Here is an 18,692-nt window from a genome sequence, read left to right as displayed (position 1 = left end):
GATGCCGGACCGCAGCCAGCGACTCCTCACGCTCGCCCCGCAGTCGCCGCAGGGCGTGGTGCGCAGCGGCGTACTGCTGCGCGAGCGCCCCAGCTCGCCGCCCGACGCGCCCTCGGGCAACGGCGGTGGCGAGCAGGGCGGCGGCGATGGGCCGGCCCAGGAGGACAACCCGTTCGCGCCGCCGCCGGAGGGCACGCCCGACCGGCCGTGGCAGCCGCGCCGCCCGGCGGGCGGCGAGGGCGAGGGCGACGGCGGCGGCTCCCCCTGGGGCGGCCACTGGAGCGACCGGCAGCCCGGCCGCTCCCAGGGCGGCTTCGGCGAGCGCCCCGGCGGCAACAACGGCGGCGGGCCCGAGGGCCCCTCCGGCGGCGGACCCGCCTCCGGGACGCGCTGGGACCCGACGGACCCCGCCCAGCGCCGTGCGCGCTACGCCCTGCTGGGCGGCATGTGGGCCTTCTTCTTCGCGCTCTTCGGCTGGTCGTACCTGAGCCTGCTGCTCGGCGCCCTGGCCGTGTACTGGGGCGTCAGCGCCCTGCGGATCAAGCTCCGCACCCCCGACCCGAACACCCCCGCCCAGACCACGACCGGGCGCCCGCAGACCACCGCCGCGGTGAGCGGTCTGGTCACGGCCTCGCTGGCCATCGCCCTGGTCGCGGCGGGCTTCACCGCCCAGTTCGTCTACCGCGACTACTACACCTGCACGAACGACGCCCTCACCAACGCGGCGAAGCAGTCCTGCAAGCAGCTGCTGCCGGAGGAACTGCGCGGGGTACTGGGCACCAACTGACGGCCGGGGCCTCCGCCTCCCGAGGGGGAGGGATTCCGGCGGGGAGGGGTTCGGGCGGGGAGGGGTTCCGGCGGGCGGAGGTGCCGACGGGCGGTGCCGACCGACAGAGGGCTCCGACCGGTAGGGGTCCCGACAGGCAGGGACTCCGGCTCGCAGAGATTCCGACCGGACCGGCAGAGGTGCCGACGGGCGGAGTGCCGACCGGCAGAGAGGCCCGACCGGCAGAGAGGCTCGACCGGTAGGAGGTTCCGACAGCCAGGGACCCGGCCGGCAGAGACTCCGGACGGCTGAGGTGTCGATGGTTTCCCGTAGCTGACGTCAGGGGTGTGGGCCGGTGGCGTCGCCCGGGGGGCCGGAGGCGTCCCGCAGCGCCGCCCAGCGGGCCTCGCGCGCCGCGTCGCCGTGCCAGGGTCCGGGCAGCGGCTCGACGGCTGGAGGATCGGCCGGGAGGAGGTCGTACGGGCTCTCGTCCTCGCGGCGCCGGGCCGCGCCCCGGGTGTTCCCCGGCTTCGTCCCGGCCCCGCCCGCACGCCGACCCCGCAGCAGCCTGCCGACCGCCGGGCGCCCCGGCATCCGGAACCGGCGTCCGTGCGCGTCCCGGCCTTCCCTAGTCCGCCCTGGTTCCGCCCCGGGCGTCCGCTCCGGCACCGGCCGGGGCACCGACGCCGACGCCTCCCCCGGCCCGGCCGGCCGGTCGGCCCGCGTACGCCCCGGGACGCGCGGCAGACGTCGGCGCACCCGCACCCTTTGCTCCGCCGGCCCTGCCTGCTCCCCCGGCTTCCCCTGGGTCCCCTGCGTCTTCGGTGGCTGCCCGGGGATCGTCCCGGTGACCGCCTTCGGCGTCGGGCCGGCCGTCGGTCCGGGTGCCGGGTCCGAGGGCGGCTCCGGCACCGCCCTCGTCCTCGCGCCCAGCTTCCACGTCCGCTTCGGCCTCGACCCCTGCGTGGACTCCGATACCGGAGCGGCTGCCGGTACCGATGCCGATGCTGGTACCGATGCCGGGGCCGAGGGCGGCTTCTGCAGCGTCTTCGTCCTCGGGACCAGCCTCCACGTCCGCTTCGGTCTCGCCCCCGGCGTCGGCTCCGACACCGGAGCGGCTGCCGAGGCGGCTGCCGAGGCGGATGCCGGTGCCGAGGTCGGTGCCGAGGTCGGCGCGGGCTCGGCCGCCTCGGCGCGCTGTCTGCCGATCGTCGACTCGGGGCCCGCCTTCGCAACGGCGTCCCGGTTCCGCCACCATCGTGCCGCCACCGCCAGCGGCACCCCCACGCCCGCCGTCCAGGCCAGCGCCGCACAGCCCACCTGCCACCACACCGGCCCGAACCGGGCGAGCGCGGCGACGCCGAGCGGGCCGCCCGCCAGCGCGGCCAGTACCGCGAGCGCCCCCGCACACAGCACGGCCGCCAGCCCGGCCGAGGCCACGGTCCGCTCCCGCGACCAGCCTCGGGTCCCCGGCCTGCGCAGCGCCGCCCTCGCCGTGAACCAGCCCACCGTCACCCCGGCCGCCACCGGCACCGCCGCGCACGCCCAGTTCAGCGGCGTACCCGGCCCGGCGTCCGGGACCGCGGCCAGCAGCGGGAAAGGCGGGAACAGCGGAGCGGGAGCCGAGGCGACGGGGGCCGCGACATGGCCGACGCCCAGCGCGAAGCCCGGACCGAGGGCGTACGCGGCCGCCCACACCACCGCGTTCGGCATCAGCGCGAGGCACAGCAGCAGCACGGCGAACCGCCCCGACCAGCCCTCCGTCAGCTGCCAGAAGGACGCGCGCGCCGCGTCCCCGTGCCACACCAGCGACACCCCCACCAGCAACGCGCCGCCCCCGACGTACACCGCCGTCCCGGCGGCCGCGGTCCGTACGACGGCGCCGAGCCGGGCCCGCGCGTCCGCCCCGAGGAGCAGCCGCCGCAGCGCGCCCGGCAGCAGGCCCAGCACGCGGTCGACCGGGCCGCGGGGCCGCCCGTACGCCGTCCACACGCCCGCCCCGGCCATCACCACGGCGACCAGCGGCAGGCTCACCTCCGTCGATCTCCACGAGGGCCGAAGATCACCGCCCGCCGTATAGAGGGCGACGGCCGCGCCGACGGCCAGATAGCCGAGGACGACACCCGCCCAGGCCGTGTGCGCCGCGACCGGTGGCAGGTCCGCGTCCACCTCGGTGTCCCCGTCGCCGTCCACCGCGTCCCGTGCCGCCCGGTACACCAGCCAGGCCGGCAGCGCGCACAGCAGCAGCGGGGTGAGACCCACGGGGGCCGGAACGCCGGAGAGGGTGTCGGTGCGGACCAGTTCGGCCCCGTGCGCCAGCAGCCACAGGGCGGCGGCGACATGCAGCGCGCCCCCGGGGCCGCTGTCGGGATACGGCGAACTGATCCAGAGCATCATCACGAGCACGGCGAGCGCGCCGAGCCCGAGCCCCGCGGCGACGGCACCGCCCAGGAGACTGGCGCCCAGTCCCGGCGAACGGTCGCGCATCCGCATCAGCAGGGGTGACAGCAACGATCGGCGAGCGGTCATCTGGATCACGTCGCCATGCTCCCAACGACACGCGCTTTACCGTCGTAACAGGCGAACCTCCGACGTGTCACTCAATATAAATTTATGTACTTTTTCGTACGGAAGGGCGTCCTGTGACACAGAGCCCTGCACCCCCGCTCCCCTCTCCGGGCGAACGCCGACGCCTGCGCGAGAAGGGTGCGTTGACGCAGGATCAGGTCGCTGCGCGGATCGGCGTCCCTCTGCGGACGGTGCGTGCGTGGGAAGCCGGCCGCGCCGCTCCGCGCGGCCGGAAGCTGGAGGAATACGCCAGGCTGCTGGCCGCGTTCGCGGAGCCCGGCCCCGGCGGGACGGCCGACCGGGGGACGGACGGGACCGAGACGACCGCGCCGCTGGAGCGGCAGACGCCACCGGACGCCGGACCGGCACGGGACGGCCTGGAGACCGCGACCCTGACACCGGATCAGGCCTTCGACGCGCTGTACTCGTTCTGCGCCCCCGCCCTCGTCCGGCAGGCGTATCTGCTCACCGGCCGCCGTGCGCTCGCCCGCGAGTCCGTCGAGCGCGCCTTCCAGAGCGCCTGGCAGCACTGGCCCGAGGTGGCCCAGGACTGTGACCCGGCCGGCTGGGTGCGGGCGTCGACGTACGAGTACGCGCTCTCCCCCTGGCACCGGTTCCGCCCCGGTCACCGGCGCGTCGAAGCCCCGCCCGCCGACGCGGCCGACCGCGTGCTGATGGACGTACTCCTGGGGCTCCCGCCGTCGTACCGCCGCACTCTTCTGCTGCACGACGGGGTCGGTCTCGGTCTGCCGGAGACGGCGGCGGAGACGGAGGCGAGCAGACGGGCGACCGCGAAGCGGCTGCTGCACGCGCGCGAGGCGGTCGCGGCGCGGGTGCCGGAGCTCGCGGACCCGTCCGGCCTGCACCGGCGGCTGATCGAACTGGCCGCCGCCGAACGTCTGTCGGCGGCGGCCAAGCCGGCGACGGTACGGGCGGACGGGGAACGCAGGGCGCGCTTCTGGACCCGGGCCGCGATCGCGTTCACGGTCGCCATCATCGGCGCCACCACGCTGACCCTGCGCACCGCGCCGACGCGCTACGAGCCGCCGGTGCCCGCCGGGGAGACGGTGCGGGGAGTCCCGCCGAAGGCGGCGCCGGGCCCGCTGTCGTACCAGCAGGAGATCCTGCGGGACATGCTGCGCTCGCAGACGCAAAGCGGGCCGGAGCGGCTGGTGCCGGAGACCCGGTGAAGGTGCCCGCCGCCACCCGGCATAGAAGGGCGACCGGCGAGGGTGCCCGCCGCCACCCGGCGTAAATGGGCGACCCGTGAGGGTGCCCGCCGCCACCCGGCGCGCAGCGGGGTGACACGCCCGGTGCGCCCGGGCGTGAGGCGGCGGGCGACATGCGGCAGGGCCCGCACCCCGTGAGGGTGCGGGCCCTGCCGCGGCCGCGACGCGCGGGGCGTCCGCCGGCCGGTGGTGCGGTGTCCGGTCAGCCCGCGAGGATCTCGCGCGCCAGCTTCGCCGTCTCGGTCGGCGTCTTGCCGACCTTGACGCCGGCGGCCTCGAGGGCCTCCTTCTTCGCCTGCGCGGTGCCGGAGGAGCCGGAGACGATGGCGCCGGCGTGGCCCATGGTCTTGCCCTCGGGCGCGGTGAAGCCCGCGACGTAGCCGACGACCGGCTTGGTCACGTTCTCCTTGATGAAGGCCGCGGCCCGCTCCTCGGCGTCGCCGCCGATCTCACCGATCATGACGATCAGGTCGGTGTCGGGGTCGGCCTCGAACGCGGCGAGCGCGTCGATGTGCGTGGTGCCGATGACCGGGTCGCCACCGATGCCGACGGCCGACGAGAAGCCGATGTCACGGAGCTCGTACATCATCTGGTACGTCAGCGTGCCGGACTTCGACACCAGGCCGATGCGGCCCGGCTTGGTGATGTCGCCCGGGATGATGCCGGCGTTCGACTGGCCGGGGGTGATGAGACCCGGGCAGTTGGGGCCGATGATGCGGGTCTTGTTGCCCTGCGACACGGCGTACGCGTAGAACGCGGCCGAGTCGTGGACGGCGATGCCCTCGGTGATGACGACCGCGAGGGGGATCTCCGCGTCGATCGCCTCGACCACGGCGGCCTTGGCGAACGCCGGCGGTACGAAGAGTACGGACACGTTGGCGCCCGTCTTCTCCATCGCCTCGGCGACCGTGCCGAAGACCGGGATCTCGGTGCCGTCGAAGTCGACGGAGGTGCCGGCCTTGCGGGGGTTCACGCCACCGACGATGTTCGTGCCGTCGGCCAGCATGAGCTTGGTGTGCTTCATGCCCGTGGCACCGGTCATGCCCTGGACGATGACCTTGCTGTCCTTGTTGAGGAAGATAGCCATGGCTGTTTAGTCCCTCGTCCCTTACTTCGCAGCAGCCGCGAGCTCGGCGGCCTTGTCGGCCGCGCCGTCCATGGTGTCCACGCGCTGGACCAGCGGGTGGTTGGCGTCGGAGAGGATCTGGCGACCCAGCTCGGCGTTGTTGCCGTCCAGACGGACGACGAGCGGCTTGGTGACGTCCTCGCCACGGTCCTCGAGGAGCTTCAGCGCCTGGACGATGCCGTTGGCGACCTCGTCGCAGGCGGTGATGCCGCCGAAGACGTTGACGAACACGGACTTGACGTCCGGGTCGCCCAGGATGATCTCCAGGCCGTTCGCCATCACGGCCGCGGACGCGCCGCCGCCGATGTCGAGGAAGTTGGCGGGCTTGACGCCACCGTGGTTCTCACCGGCGTACGCGACGACGTCCAGGGTGCTCATGACGAGACCCGCGCCGTTGCCGATGATGCCGACCTCGCCGTCGAGCTTGACGTAGTTGAGGTTCTTCGCCTTGGCGGCGGCCTCGAGCGGGTTGGCGGACTCCTTGTCCTGGAGGGCCTCGTGCTCCGGCTGGCGGAACTCGGCGTTCTCGTCCAGGGAGACCTTGCCGTCCAGGGCGATGACGTCGCCGGAGGCGACCTTGGCCAGCGGGTTGACCTCGACGAGGAGCGCGTCCTCGGCGATGAAGGTCTTCCACAGGGTGACCAGGACGTTCGCGACCTTGTCGGCGACCTCGGCCGGGAAGTTCGCGGCCTCGACGATCTCGCGCGCCTTCTCCGGGGTCACACCCTCGTTGGCGTCGATCGGGGTCTTGGCGACAGCCTCCGGACGGGTGGCGGCCACCTCCTCGATCTCCATGCCGCCCTCGACGGAGGCGATGGAGAGGAAGGTGCGGTTGGCGCGGTCCAGGAGGAAGGAGACGTAGTACTCCTCCAGGATCTCCGGGGCCGTCTCGGCGATCATCACCTTGTGGACCGTGTGGCCCTTGATGTCCATGCCGAGGATGTCCGTCGCACGGGCGACGGCCTCGTCCGGGGTCGCGGCCAGCTTCACGCCGCCGGCCTTGCCGCGGCCACCGACCTTCACCTGCGCCTTGACGACGGACTTGCCACCGAGACGCTCGGTGGCTGCGCGGGCGGCCTCAGGCGTGTCGATGACTTCACCGGCCAGCACCGGTACATCGTGCTTGGCGAAGAGGTCCCTCGCCTGGTACTCGAACAGGTCCACGCGCTTCCGTCCCTATCAGTGATCTCGCGGTTCGTTGGATGCGTGGGCGTGCCGCGAGGGCAACGTGACGACCGCTGTGTCACAGGGGGTGCGCACACGGTGTCCGAGCGCGCGGCATGTCCGTCTCGCAGGTTATCGCCGGTTGCGGAGGGTCTCTAAATCGAGGGTCACACCGCAGCGGTGATACCTGTCACATGATGCCGCGTATGCGGCACTCTTTGGCACGCCGTGCCGCGAAGGTGGGGCCTCACCGGGCTGGGGTTGACCCGGTGAGGCCCCTGGAACGGACCCCGGAAGGGGCCAGGACGGCCGATCCTCACCCCAATGGGGATCTTTCCGCCCTCCTCCGCAGGAACCGCCCCGGACCGACCGACGGCTTTCGGCCGTCCGGGTCCTTCGGTTCCGCGGAGTCGCTTGTCGGCCACGCCGCGGCGAGTGTCGCCGCGGGTGTCGCCGCGGGCAACGGGTCGCATGTCCCGCGGGGCGTGCACGCTCTGTGTGCACGGAACGTCCGGTGCACGATCCCGCGCGCCCCGCAACCGACGGCGCGGCAAGGCCCCGTCCCGCTAGGCGGGGGATACGGGGATGTCCCGGTGCCTGTCCCCGGTCCCGGTGGCGTCCGCGGCCGCCGTGGGGCCGGTCACGAACCGCAGCGCAAGCCGGCGGTCCAGGGGGACGGCCCGCGTGTCGCCGCAGCGCGGCGTTGCGTCGTCGAGGTCCGGCCGGCCGGCCTGAACACGGTCGGAATCACCGGACCGCGGCTCGTACGACGCGCCCGGCACCCGGACCCCGCCCACCGCGACCGCGGGGACGGCGGCGGCCGGGGCGTGAACCGGGGCGGAGGCCGGAGCGGAGGAAGGGGCGAAGGCCAGGGCGGAGGAAGGAGCGGAGGTCGACGCCGGGGCGAAGGCGGCGGCCGATGCGCGGGGCGGAGCTGGGGCGGCGGCTCGGGGCGAGGCTGAGGCGGCGGCTCCGGGCGGGGCCGAGGCGGTGGCTCGGGGAGGTGTGCCTTGCGCCGCGTGCGCACGCTCCCCGCAGAGGAATCCCAGCGCGAACAACCCGCCCGCCAGCAGCACGCCTTGCAGCGCACGCCGCCCGGCCGCCGTGCGCACCACGCGCAGAGCGGCTCCGGACAGGACGGCCGGCCAGATCAAGACGGGGGGATCCTCGGATACGACGGAACGGGTGACACGCGGGAGGCGGCGTCGATCCTCGCACGCGCCTCCCCGCGTCGCGCAAGCCCCCTGTTACCGATGAGTAGGCATGTCCGTTTTCCGCTTCCCTCCCTCCGTGACCTTCATGCCCCGGCCGTCCCGCCGTGGCCGTCCCTTCACCGCCTGTTCTGCGGGGCCGATCCTTGCGGGGCGTGTCACTCGGTGTCCGGCACCGGGATCGGCCGTTTCTCGATCGCCGCCGCCATCACCTCCGGGAACAGGTCGGGGGTGCAGGCGAACGCCGGGGCCCCCAGTGCGGCGAACGCGGCCGCGTGCTCCCGGTCGTAGGCCGGTGCCCCCTCGTCCGACAGCGCGAGCAGCGTCACGAACTGCACGCCCGACGCCTTCATCGCCGCGACCCGCTTGAGCATCTCGTTGCGTATCCCGCCTTCGTAGAGGTCGCTGATCAGCACGACCACCGTCTCCGCGGGCCGGGTGATCCGGGACTGGCAGTAGGCGAGCGCCCGGTTGATGTCCGTCCCGCCGCCGAGCTGGGTCCCGAAGAGGACGTCCACGGGGTCGTCGAGCTGGTCGGTGAGGTCGACGACCGCCGTGTCGAAGACGACGAGCCGGGTGCTGATGGAGCGCATGGACGCCAGCACCGCCCCGAACACGGCCGCGTAGACGACGGACGCCGCCATCGACCCCGACTGGTCGATGCAGAGGACGACCTCCTTCTTCACCGACTGCGAGGCACGCCCGTACCCGATGAGCCGCTCCGGCACGACCGTCCCGTACTCCGGCAGGTAGTGCTTGAGGTTGGCCGCGATCGTGCGGTTCCAGTCGATGTCGTGGTGGCGCGGCCGGGCGACCCGGGCGCTGCGGTCGAGGGCGCCGGTGAGCGTGGCCCGGGTGCGGGCGGCGAGCCGCTTCTCCAGGTCCTCGACGACCTTGCGCACGACGGCCCGTGCGGTCTCCTTCGTGGTCTCGGGCATCACCTTGTTGAGGGAGAGCAGGGTGCCGACCAGATGCACGTCGGCCTCCACCGCCGCCAGCATCTCCGGCTCCAGCAGCAGCGCGGACAGTCCGAGCCGGTCGATGGCGTCGCGCTGCATGACCTGGACGACGGAGGAGGGGAAGTAGGTCCGGATGTCGCCCAGCCAGCGGGCCACGGACGGCGCCGACGCCCCGAGCCCCGCCGCGCGGTCCCGCCCCGACTGCGGCCGGTCCCCCTTTCCGTAGAGCGCGGTGAGTGCCCCGTCCATCGCGGAGTCCTGCCCGGACAGCGCACACCCGGTGCCGTCGGCTGCGTCGCCGCCGAGCACGAGCCGCCAGCGCCGCAGCCGCTCCCCCGCCGCGTCCGCCGGATCCGGGTCCGTCGCTGCCGCCGGTCCGGTCGTCATCTGTCCACCCCCACCAGGTCGTCCGTCGGGCTGTCCGGCACGTCGTCGCCGTGGGCGGCGGACGCGGGGCCGGTGTCGAGGCCGAGCAGCAGCACCACCACCGGCAGCACGGCGTCCGCACGCTCGGCGTCCGGCCGCGGGTCGAAGCCGGGGAGACCGGAGCCCGGCCCGCCCGCCGTCCGCCCCGCAGCTCGGGGTCCGCGCCGCACCAGTTCCCCGAGCGTTCTGCGCACCCCCGGTTCGTACGTCGAGAAGGTGCGCCGCAGCAGCGGCAGCACGTCCGTGAACGCCCGGGCCGGTACGGCGGTGAGCCATCCGTCGACCAGAGCGAGCAGCCGCTCGTCGTGCACCAGGAGCATGCCGCCCCCGCCGCCTGCGAAGCCCTCGATCCACGCGGCCGCCTCCCCGGGCGGTGTCCCCGGTGACAGCGCGAGCCCCATGAGCCGGGCCGCCTCGTCCTGCGCCAGCTCCCCGTCGTCCAGCAGCAGCCGCACGGCCCGCCCGCGCACCACGCCGGGAACGGTGTCCCGCCCCGACACCACCCCGAGCACCCGGTGCCAGCGCCCCCGCAGGTCCGCGCGCTGCGGTGAGAGCACGTCACCGAGCAGGGCCACCGCCCCGTGCACCTCGTCCAGCCGGTGCCGCATCTCGTCGGCCGCGTCGGCGTCGAGTCCGGCGCAGGCCGGGGGCAGGCCGACGAAGATCCGCTCGGCGAGGCCGACGGCGACCTCGGCGAGCGCCCCGGTGTCCGTGCCGCGCACATCGCCGTAGCGCAGGGAGCGGACCAGGGCCGGCAGCGCCTGGGCGAGATGGCCGACGTCCGTGTCGAGGGCCGCGCGGTCGGCGAGGACCCGCATCACCGTGGGGAGCGCCGCCGGGAGGCCGGCCAGCAGGCAGTGCTCGGCCAGCGCGGTGACATCGGCGAGGCTCCGTGCGCCGACGGCGTCCGCCCGGGCCTTGCCGGTCGCGGCGGCGAGCAGGGTGGTCCCCCACACCCCGGCCTCGGCGACCCGCACGGACAGCTCGGGCTCCCAGCGCAGCCGCCAGGTCTCCCGGAACGTGCCCGTGCTGCCCCGCGAGGCGGCCGGCTCGCCCCAGTCGACGCCCAGCAGCCGCAGCCGGTGCAGGAGGGTGCTGCGGCCCGCGTCGGTCTCCTTGCGCAGGTCGAGCTCCAGGTCCCGCGCCGACGCCTCCGGTCTGAGCCGCAGCCGGCGCTGCGACCGGTCGAGGTCGCGCTGCAACGGCACCGCCGGGGCGGTCCGCGGCACCTCGCCCAGGACGTCCCCCACCACCAGCCGGTCCTGCACCAGCGCCAGCGGCACGTCCGAGCCGTCGCACATCACCGCGCGCACGGCGTCCGTCATCTCGCTCAGTCCGGGCAGCGGGCGGCCGCGCATCGCCGCCAGTGTGTCGGCGAGCCGCACCGCCTCGATGACGTGCGCGGAGGAGACGGGCCGGTCCTCCTCGCGCAGCAGTCCGGCGACCCTGGTCATCCAGCGCTCGACCGGCCGGTCCGGCGCGGCGAACAGATGCCCGTACCAGCCCGGCGAGTCGACACCGGCGCCGTACCCGCCGGCCCTGGAGAGCCGGCGGTGGGTCCACGGCACCCAGGTCACCTCCGCCCTGACCTTGGGCAGCCCTTTCAGCAGGGCCCGGTCGGCGGCCACGGTGGTCCGCTGCCGGAGCGCGGGCACGTGCCAGGCGCCGCACACCACGGCGACACCGTCCCCGAACTCCCGCCGCGCCGCCCGCAGCTGGATCCGCATGTACGCCTCCCGCACGGGATCCCGGTCGTACCCCCCGCCCCCGTACGTCTCGCGCAGCGCCGCCATGGCCTCCTCCAGTGCGGTGAACGGTGCGAGCGCGTCGCCCTCCTCCCCCGCGCCCCGGTGCTCGACGACGTCCTCCCACCAGCGCTCGGGATCGTCGTGACCGGCGATCCCGGCGAGCACGCCGAGGGGGTCGATCCGCAGGTCGGCGCCGGGAGTGCGCCCCTCCGCCCCACCGCCCGCGTCGCCTGCGCCGCCCGCGTCACCCGAGTCGCCCGCGTCACCCGAGTCGCCCGCGTCCGGCCCGTCCCCGTCCCTGTCGGCCCCCGTCGGTCCCCAGGCCAGGGTGTGGGCGGCCGGGAGGTCGATGAAGCGGGCCGGCACGCCGTGCTCCAGGGCCCAGCGGATCGCCACCCACTCCGGGGAGAACTCCGCCAGCGGCCAGAACGCCGAACGGCCGGGCTCGTCGACGGCATGGGCCAGCAGGGCGACCGGCGGCCGCATGTCGTCGTCGGCGGCCAGCGGGATCAGGTCGTCGGCCTCGGCCGGCCCCTCGACCAGGACCGCACCCGGCCGCGCGACGTCCAGGGCGGCCCGCACGGCCCGCGCCGACCCCGGCCCGTGATGCCGCACGCCGAGCAGCACCGGTTCCCTCCCGCCCCCGGTCGTCATCCCGCTCCTCCCCCTCGTCCCCCTCGCCCTCGACGGTGTCGCTTCCGGTGCTGCTCCGCTCGGCGCCCCGGGGGCCGGTCCGGCAGGCAGCGCCCGGTGGCGTTCATCCGCTCACCTCCCGGCAGGCCCGGTAGAAGTCCTGCCAGCCGTCCCGCTCGCGCACGACCGCCTCCAGATACTCCCGCCACACCACCCGGTCGGAGGCCGGGTCGCGGACCACGGCGCCGAGGATGCCCGCGGCGATGTCACCCGCCCGCAGCACGCCGTCACCGAAGTGGGCGGCCAGCGCGAGGCCGTTGGTGACGACGGAGATCGCCTCCGCGGTGGACAGGGTGCCGCTGGGCGACTTCACCTTCGTACGGCCGTCGGCGGTGATCCCGTCGCGCAGTTCGCGGAAGACGGTCACCACGCGGCGGATCTCGTCGATGCCGTCGGGCGCGGCCGGCAGGTCGAGGGAGCGGCCGATCTGGTCGACGCGGCGGGCGACGATGCCGACCTCCGCATCGACGCTCTCCGGCAGCGGCAGCACGACCGTGTTGAAACGCCGGCGCAGGGCGCTGGACAGATCGTTGACGCCGCGGTCGCGGTCGTTCGCCGTGGCGATCAGATTGAACCCGCGGACCGCCTGCACCTCCTGTCCCAGCTCCGGTACGGGCAGCGTCTTCTCCGACAGGATGGTGATGAGCGTGTCCTGCACATCGGCCGGGATGCGGGTCAGCTCCTCGACGCGCACGGTCAGCCCCTGCGCCATGCCCCGCATGACGGGGCTGGGCACGAGGGCGTCGCGGCTCGGGCCGTGGGCGAGCAGCTGCGCGTAGTTCCAGCCGTAGCGGATCGCCTCCTCCGGAGTGCCCGCCGTGCCCTGCACCAGCAGGGTGGAGTCACCGCTGACCGCCGCGGCCAGATGCTCGGAGACCCAGGTCTTCGCGGTGCCGGGCACACCGAGCAGGAGCAGGGCGCGGTCGGTGGCGAGTGTGGTGACGGCGACCTCGACGAGGCGGCGCGGGCCGACGTACTTGGGTGTGACGACGGTGCCGTCGGGCAGGGTGCCACCGAGCAGGTAGGTCGCCACCGCCCAGGGCGACAGTTTCCAGCGGGCCGGGCGCGGACGGTCGTCCTGCGCGGCCAGGGCGGCCAGTTCGACGGCGAAGGCGTCCTCGGCGTGCGGTCGCAACGCCTCCCCCGCACCTTGCGCGGGCGGATCGACCACCGTCGGTTCCACGGACACAGTCATGGCTGAGGTCCCCTCCAGCTCGGCCGGTTCGGATCTGGTGTCCACCGTGCACCACGCCACTGACAATCCGCTCCGACCTGCTCGGACGTCGGATCCGCAGGAGTCAGGTCCCGGCCCCGGGGCCGATTGTCAGTGGGGGGACCTACCTTCGATGTCATGACGCAGCAGGGGGTGCGCTGGACGGCGGACCAGGTGCTGGCACTGGCACCTGACGCCGCTTCAGGCAGGGCGGGGAGCAGGCTCGGCGAGGCCGGGCCGTGGTCCGAGGCGGGCAGTTCCGGCGAGGGGGCGGTGTGGGGTCTGTGCAAGGGGAGCGGCAGCGATCCGTACCGGACGGTGGTCGATGTCGCGGACGCGTCCGGTCCGGCGTACCGGTGCAGTTGTCCGAGCCGGAAGTTCCCCTGCAAGCACGCGCTCGGGCTGCTGCTGCTCTGGGCGGGCGGGGACGGCGCGGTGCCGCCCGGAGAGCCACCGGCGTGGGCCGGGCAGTGGCTGGAGGGGAGAAGGAACCGGGCGCAGGCACAACGGACGGAGGGCGCCGGGGGTTCCGCGCCGGGTAGCGCCGATCCCGAGGCGGCGCGGCGCAGGGCGGAGCGCCGGGCCGCCTCGGTGACGGCGGGGGCGACGGAGCTCGAGGAGCGGTTGACGGACCTGCTGCGCGGCGGTCTGGCAGCGGCGGAGCAGGCGGGGTACGGGCTGTGGGAGGAGACGGCGGCCCGCATGGTCGACGCCCAGGCGCCCGGACTGGCCTCCCGGGTGCGGGAACTGGGGGCGATACCGGCGTCCGGTTCCGGCTGGCCCGTGCGGCTGCTCGAGGAGTGCGCGCTGCTCCACCTGCTGGCCCGGGGCTGGCTGCGCCGCGAGCTGCTGCCGGACGGCCTGGCGGCGGCGGTCCGTACCCGCGTCGGTCTGCCCGGCGCGGCGGACGGCCCGCCGCTGCGCGACCACTGGCTGGTCCTCGCCCAGTACGACACGGGGGACACGAAGCTGACGACCCGCCGGATCTGGCTGCACGGTGCCACGACCCGGCGCACGGCACTGCTCCTCTCCTACGGAGCCGCCGGCCGGTCCCCGGAACTCGCGCTGCCGGTGGGGCTGTCCCTGGAGGCCGAGGTGTCCGCCTACCCGGGCACCGGGCAGCCGCGGGTGGCGCTGGGCGAGCAGTTCGCGGCCCCCGTGCCGACCCGGCTGCGGCCGGCCGGCGGGTCGGCGGCCGACGCGACCGTCCGCTACGGCCTGGCGCTGCGGGACGATCCCTGGCTGGACTCGGTCCCGGTGACGCTGGAGCGGGTGATACCCGTCCCGGACGGCGACTCCTGGCAGCTCGCGGACGCCGAGGGGGACACGGCCCTGCCGCTGACGCCCGCCGCCCGCTCCCGGCCCGGCCTGTGGCGGCTGGTCGCCCTCTCGGGCGGCGGCCCCGTCAAGGTCTTCGGCGAGTGCGGCCACCGGGGGTTCACCCCGCTGACGGCCTGGCCCGAGGGCGCGGGCGAGGCGGTGTCCCTGTGCTGACCCGCCGGTCGTCGCCCAGCCCTGATCTGCCGCACGGCCCCCGTCCGCGGAGAGGAACCCGATGAAGCGGAAAGGAATCCGATGAACAGGACGTCCCCGCCGGTGGACACGCCCGCACCGGGCTCCTGGGAGGACCTGGTCACCACGGCGCTGCTCGGCACCGACCGGCGTACACCCGCCGTCTCGGTGCCGGGCCGGGCGGCCCCGGCGGCGCTGCTGGACGCGGCGGCCGTCCAGACCGTACGCAGACGGGCCGGGCTGCGGCCGGCCCGCGCGGCCGGGCGGCCGCAGCCCGCGCCCGCCGACCCGCGTCCGGCGCTGCCCCTGGCGGCGGCGCGACGGCTGACGATGCTGCTGGCCGACCGTCCCGGTGCGGGCGGCGGAGGCCGCAGGGGTACGGCGCCGGACCTGTTGGAGCTGCTGCCCCAGTGGCTCCAGGTGGCGAACTCCCATGGCTTCGCCGCACCGCCCCAGTCCATGCCCGCGCTGCTGGACGCGGCCCGCGGCCGTACGGATCTGCGCCCGGCGGTGCTGAGGTTCGTGGGTCCGCGTGCCGTGTGGCTGGCGCGGCTGAACCCGGACTGGAGGTTCGCCCTGCGGGCGACGCCGGGTGCGGGGGCGGCGCTGCCCGGTCCGGGGGAGGCCGACCGGGTACGGCAGCTGTGGCAGGAGGGTCTGTTCGCCGAGCGGGTCGCCCTGCTGTCGGCGATCAGGGCGCATGAGCCCGGGGCGGCTCGCGAGCTGCTCGACTCGACCTGGGCGGCGGAGCGCGCGGAGGACCGGCTGATGTTCCTCGACTCGCTGCGCACGGGCCTCGGCCCGGGGGACGAGGACTTCCTGGAGCGGGCGCTGGCGGACCGCAGCCGCAATGTGCGGGCGACGGCGGCGGAGCTGCTGTCGGCACTGCCGCACTCCGCACTCGCCGCCCGGATGGCGGTGCGGGCCGGGGCGTGTGTGGCCGTCGATCACATGCGGACCGCGCCGACGCTGACCGTGGAGGCACCGCACGCGTGCGACGCGGACATGGAACGCGACGGGGTGGTGGCCAAGGCGCCGGCGGGCCGTGGGGAAAGGTCCTGGTGGTTCGGCCAGCTGGTGGAGGCGGCACCGCTCGCCACCTGGCCGGCCCGGCTCGGCGCGCGCACGCCCGGGGAGATCGTGGCGCTGCCCGTGGCGGACGACTGGCAGGGCGAGCTGCACGCGGCCTGGTGCCGGGCGGCGGCGCGGCAGGGGGACGCCGGGTGGGCGCGGGCGCTGCTCGGCACCCCCTCGGCCCCCGAGGCGGGCGGACCGGGGGCGGTGTCCCTCGCGGAGCGGGCGAGACTGCTCGGGACGCTGCCCGCGGGCGAGCGGGCGGCGTGGGTCGCCGGGTTCGTCGCCGCGCACGGCCTGTCCGAGGCGTTCCAGCTGCTCGGGGTGTGCGCGGTGCCCTGGGCCGAACCGCTCGGCCGGGCGGTGGTGGACGCGCTCAACATCGCACGGGACGCCGGAAGCTATCCCTGGAGCTTCAGCGGGGTGATGGGGCTGGCCGAGCGCTGTCTCGACCCGGCGGAGGCGGGCCGGCTGGACGGGCTGCTGGCGGTGCCGGACGAGCCGGAGGACGCGTCGCCAGGGGCCGGGGGTTACTGGGCGGAGGCGTTCCAGCGCCTGGTCACCACCTTGCGCCTGCGCGCGGTCATGATCAGGGAACTGGGCGTGATGACCACCGGGCACCCCCCGACGGCACACGACTCAGCCCCGGACGACCCGGCCCCGGACCGCGCCACCCCGGACAACCTCGCCCCCGACGCCCCCGGCCCCAACGCCTCGAACGACCCCGCCCCGGACCACGCCACCCCGAACACCCCCGACTCGGACCGCACCGCCTAGGACGCCCCCGCCCCACCCCGTGCCGAGGCGCTGTGGACGCGCCCTTAGCACCGCGCCCGTAGCGACGCGCCCACAGCGACGCAGGCGTCCACAGCGGCACGCCCGTCCGCGGCGGGGCGGCCGTCCGGGTGTGTCGCTACGCTCCGGCGGGCTGGCGTACGTTGGCGCGGACCCAGTCCACGATCGACGCCGTCGTCGCGCCGGGTGTGAAGATCTCCGCGACGCCCTTCTCCTTCAGCGGCAGGATGTCCGCCTCGGGGATGATCCCGCCGCCGAAGACCAGGATGTCCGCCGCGTCCCGCTCCTTGAGCAGGTCGATCACCGCCCCGAAGAGCGTGTTGTGCGCCCCGGAGAGGATGGACAGCCCGATGGCGTCCGCGTCCTCCTGGATCGCCGTGTCGACGATCTGCCCGGGGGTCTGGTGGAGCCCGGTGTAGATGACCTCCATACCGGCGTCGCGCAGGGCTCGCGCGATCACCTTGGCCCCACGGTCATGACCGTCGAGCCCCGGTTTGGCCACCACGACGCGGATCGGACCGGCTGCCACACCCATCACTGCCTCCATGAAGCGACTGCATCCATCCCTACCGACGAGTACCGCACACATCGCGCCGCCCGGGAGGTGAACGAACGTTATCGCCAGCATCCCGCAACCGGCAGTTTCGCGAAGGTGGCCAGGGGGGAAATCACACGATGGGACACGTTAGCCGCGCATAGTTCCGAGTCTCCGCGGCCTCCCGAGCCACACTCCCGTGGGGCCGAGGGGCGAGGAGGGAACCAGCGCACGGGAGCCGCAACGAGGTCGCCGCACCACCGGCCGAGCGCCGGTGCGGTGCGGCGGGTCGACACAGGAAACGCCGGGCACACCGACCGCACGACCCACCCGGAGCACCCGTCCGGGGCACAGCATCCGATCGGAGCCGCAGAGCGCTCGGAGTACCAGGAGCGCGGAAGGCGGAGGGAACAGAGAGCAGCAGGAGACCATCGCGCACCCGGCGCACCCCACCGACACGCTCCGTCGCGACTTCCACGAGAGCACACGGGGAACAGAGCCGTCCTCCGCGTGCCGACAGGAGGTCGGCCATGAAGGTCACCCGGGCGCTGCCGCCCTTTCTGCCTCTCTGCCAGCGGATGCTGCCGGTTCTGCCGGTCAGGCTGGCGGGACTCTCCCTCACCCTCCTGAAGGCCACCGCCCTGGAGATCGCGATCCTCGCCGGACATCTGCTGCTCTACCCGTCCGGGATCATCCAGGAGCGTGGCGCGTCGGCCGCCCTGGACGGCCCCGGGACCCCCGGCACCCCGCAGTTGCCGGCCCGGCCCGAGCCGCCCGTCGTCCTGCTGCACGGCTTCATCGACAACCGCTCCGTGTTCGTCCTGCTGCGGCGCAGTCTCGCGCAGCACGGCCGGCACCAGGTGGCCTCCCTGAACTACTCGCCGCTCACCTGCGACATCCGCACCGCCGCGGAACTGCTCGGCCGCCACATCGAGGAGATCTGCGAGCGCACCGGCAGCACGCAGGTCGACATCGTCGGGCACAGCCTCGGCGGTCTGATCGCGCGGTACTACGCCCAGCGGCTCGGCGGCGACCTGCGCGTGCGCATCCTGGTCACGCTCGGCACCCCGCACTCCGGCACCCGGGTCGCGCGGCTGGCGAACGCGCATCCCATCGCGCGCCAGATGCGCCCGGGCTCGGAGGTCATCGAGGAGCTCTCGCTGCCCGCGCCCGGCTGCCGTACCCGGTTCGTCAGCTTCTGGAGCGACCTCGACCATGTGATGGACCCGCTGGAGACGGCCTGCATCGACCACCCTGACCTGCTGGCGCAGAACGTGCGGGTGAGCGGGATCGGACACCTCGCACTGCCGGTGCACCCGGCCGTCGCGACCGGGATACGGCAGGCGCTCGACACCGCACGGCAGTCCGCCGCGGGTCGCGTCGCCGGCACCACCGGGGGCCCGGGCGACGCGACGGTGGCCTGACGGCTCGACAGGGACGACAGGGACGACAGCCAGCTCGACGGAGACACTCGACAGAGACAATCAGAGACAACAGGCATAGGGGACATTTCCCCTGGGAGGCCGTTCGCCGGGACCGCCTCCCGCGACCCCAAGAGCCCTTTACATTCGAACAATCTTCGAACGCCAGGCCAAAGTCGTGCCCGCAGTCCCCCGAAACACGGCCGATTGCCCGTTTCCCGCAAGCACGAAACCTGCCGAAGATTGTCGTGC

At 74.5% G+C, this 18,692-nt stretch carries 13 protein-coding genes; 5 read left to right on the top strand and 8 right to left on the bottom strand.

What is annotated here, in order from left to right:
• Position 1 precedes the first annotated feature (1 nt).
• Complete coding sequence (locus ACZ7OY_RS18770) at positions 2-787, top strand: hypothetical protein (RefSeq protein ID WP_471912354.1); 786 nt, start codon at positions 2-4, stop codon at positions 785-787.
• Between the two features lie 318 nt (positions 788-1,105).
• Here the strand turns inward: ACZ7OY_RS18770 and ACZ7OY_RS18765 are convergent, their stop codons facing one another.
• On the bottom strand, positions 1,106-3,295 hold the full coding sequence (locus tag ACZ7OY_RS18765) for a cell division protein PerM (RefSeq protein WP_471912353.1): 2,190 nt from the start codon (positions 3,293-3,295) through the stop codon (positions 1,106-1,108).
• Positions 3,296-3,408: 113 nt separating this feature from the next.
• Between ACZ7OY_RS18765 and ACZ7OY_RS18760 the strand changes: the two genes are divergently transcribed.
• Positions 3,409-4,524, top strand: a complete 1,116-nt coding sequence (locus ACZ7OY_RS18760; RefSeq protein ID WP_471912352.1) for a helix-turn-helix domain-containing protein — start codon at positions 3,409-3,411, stop codon at positions 4,522-4,524.
• Positions 4,525-4,765: 241 nt separating this feature from the next.
• Here the strand turns inward: ACZ7OY_RS18760 and sucD are convergent, their stop codons facing one another.
• The 6 genes from sucD to ACZ7OY_RS18730 form a co-directional block, all read right to left on the bottom strand.
• The gene (gene sucD, locus ACZ7OY_RS18755; protein WP_351618979.1) at positions 4,766-5,650 is read right to left on the bottom strand and encodes a succinate--CoA ligase subunit alpha; all 885 of its coding nucleotides are present in this window, start codon (positions 5,648-5,650) and stop codon (positions 4,766-4,768) included.
• Positions 5,651-5,671: 21 nt separating this feature from the next.
• Entirely contained in the window at positions 5,672-6,853 is a 1,182-nt protein-coding gene (sucC, locus tag ACZ7OY_RS18750; protein ID WP_351618976.1) for an ADP-forming succinate--CoA ligase subunit beta, read from the bottom strand.
• A 566-nt stretch (positions 6,854-7,419) separates the two neighbouring features.
• Entirely contained in the window at positions 7,420-8,007 is a 588-nt protein-coding gene (locus ACZ7OY_RS18745) for a hypothetical protein (RefSeq protein ID WP_471912351.1), read from the bottom strand.
• A 215-nt stretch (positions 8,008-8,222) separates the two neighbouring features.
• Positions 8,223-9,410, bottom strand: a complete 1,188-nt coding sequence (locus ACZ7OY_RS18740; protein ID WP_471912350.1) for a VWA domain-containing protein — start codon at positions 9,408-9,410, stop codon at positions 8,223-8,225.
• Positions 9,407-11,851 carry a DUF5682 family protein gene (locus ACZ7OY_RS18735; RefSeq protein ID WP_471912349.1) on the bottom strand — a complete coding sequence of 815 codons (2,445 nt, stop codon included), beginning with the start codon at positions 11,849-11,851 and terminating at the stop codon, positions 9,407-9,409. Before ACZ7OY_RS18735 ends, ACZ7OY_RS18740 begins: the two co-directional genes overlap by 4 nt.
• Positions 11,852-11,954: 103 nt before the next feature.
• A complete protein-coding gene (locus ACZ7OY_RS18730; protein WP_471912348.1) occupies positions 11,955-13,085 on the bottom strand; it encodes an ATP-binding protein in 1,131 nt (376 codons plus the stop codon).
• A 156-nt stretch (positions 13,086-13,241) separates the two neighbouring features.
• Here ACZ7OY_RS18730 and ACZ7OY_RS18725 point away from each other — a divergent pair, with 156 nt between their 5' ends.
• Both ACZ7OY_RS18725 and ACZ7OY_RS18720 read left to right on the top strand, forming a co-directional pair.
• Positions 13,242-14,597: an SWIM zinc finger family protein gene (locus ACZ7OY_RS18725; RefSeq protein WP_471912347.1), complete on the top strand. Its 1,356-nt coding sequence runs from the start codon at positions 13,242-13,244 to the stop codon at positions 14,595-14,597.
• Positions 14,598-14,678: 81 nt separating this feature from the next.
• Positions 14,679-16,466, top strand: coding sequence for a DUF5691 domain-containing protein (locus ACZ7OY_RS18720; RefSeq protein ID WP_471912346.1), 1,788 nt, complete (start codon positions 14,679-14,681; stop codon positions 16,464-16,466).
• 136 nt (positions 16,467-16,602) lie between these two features.
• On the opposite strand, the gene ACZ7OY_RS18715 is transcribed toward ACZ7OY_RS18720, so the two are convergent.
• Entirely contained in the window at positions 16,603-17,019 is a 417-nt protein-coding gene (locus tag ACZ7OY_RS18715; RefSeq protein ID WP_384734515.1) for a cobalamin B12-binding domain-containing protein, read from the bottom strand.
• A 530-nt stretch (positions 17,020-17,549) separates the two neighbouring features.
• Here ACZ7OY_RS18715 and ACZ7OY_RS18710 point away from each other — a divergent pair.
• Positions 17,550-18,443, top strand: a complete 894-nt coding sequence (locus ACZ7OY_RS18710; protein ID WP_471912345.1) for an esterase/lipase family protein — start codon at positions 17,550-17,552, stop codon at positions 18,441-18,443.
• Positions 18,444-18,692 lie beyond the last annotated feature (249 nt).

It is taken from the genome of Streptomyces sp. NPDC107559, assembly GCF_055657365.1.
The sequence above is the reverse complement of the archived record's forward strand: the minus strand, read 5'-3'. Positions and strand labels throughout refer to the sequence as shown.

What these genes read in the sequence shown, in the direction of transcription:
- ACZ7OY_RS18740 (WP_471912350.1), bottom strand. Translation starts at nt 9,410, where the DNA reads ATGACGACCGGACCGGCGGCAGCGACGGACCCGGATCCGGCGGACGCG.
- sucD (WP_351618979.1), bottom strand. Translation starts at nt 5,650, where the DNA reads ATGGCTATCTTCCTCAACAAGGACAGCAAGGTCATCGTCCAGGGCATG.
- ACZ7OY_RS18715 (WP_384734515.1), bottom strand. Translation starts at nt 17,019, where the DNA reads ATGGGTGTGGCAGCCGGTCCGATCCGCGTCGTGGTGGCCAAACCGGGG.
- ACZ7OY_RS18765 (WP_471912353.1), bottom strand. Translation starts at nt 3,295, where the DNA reads ATGACCGCTCGCCGATCGTTGCTGTCACCCCTGCTGATGCGGATGCGC.
- ACZ7OY_RS18770 (WP_471912354.1), top strand. Translation starts at nt 2, where the DNA reads ATGCCGGACCGCAGCCAGCGACTCCTCACGCTCGCCCCGCAGTCGCCG.
- ACZ7OY_RS18710 (WP_471912345.1), top strand. Translation starts at nt 17,550, where the DNA reads ATGAAGGTCACCCGGGCGCTGCCGCCCTTTCTGCCTCTCTGCCAGCGG.
- ACZ7OY_RS18730 (WP_471912348.1), bottom strand. Translation starts at nt 13,085, where the DNA reads ATGACTGTGTCCGTGGAACCGACGGTGGTCGATCCGCCCGCGCAAGGT.
- ACZ7OY_RS18725 (WP_471912347.1), top strand. Translation starts at nt 13,242, where the DNA reads ATGACGCAGCAGGGGGTGCGCTGGACGGCGGACCAGGTGCTGGCACTG.
- ACZ7OY_RS18735 (WP_471912349.1), bottom strand. Translation starts at nt 11,851, where the DNA reads ATGACGACCGGGGGCGGGAGGGAACCGGTGCTGCTCGGCGTGCGGCAT.
- ACZ7OY_RS18720 (WP_471912346.1), top strand. Translation starts at nt 14,679, where the DNA reads ATGAACAGGACGTCCCCGCCGGTGGACACGCCCGCACCGGGCTCCTGG.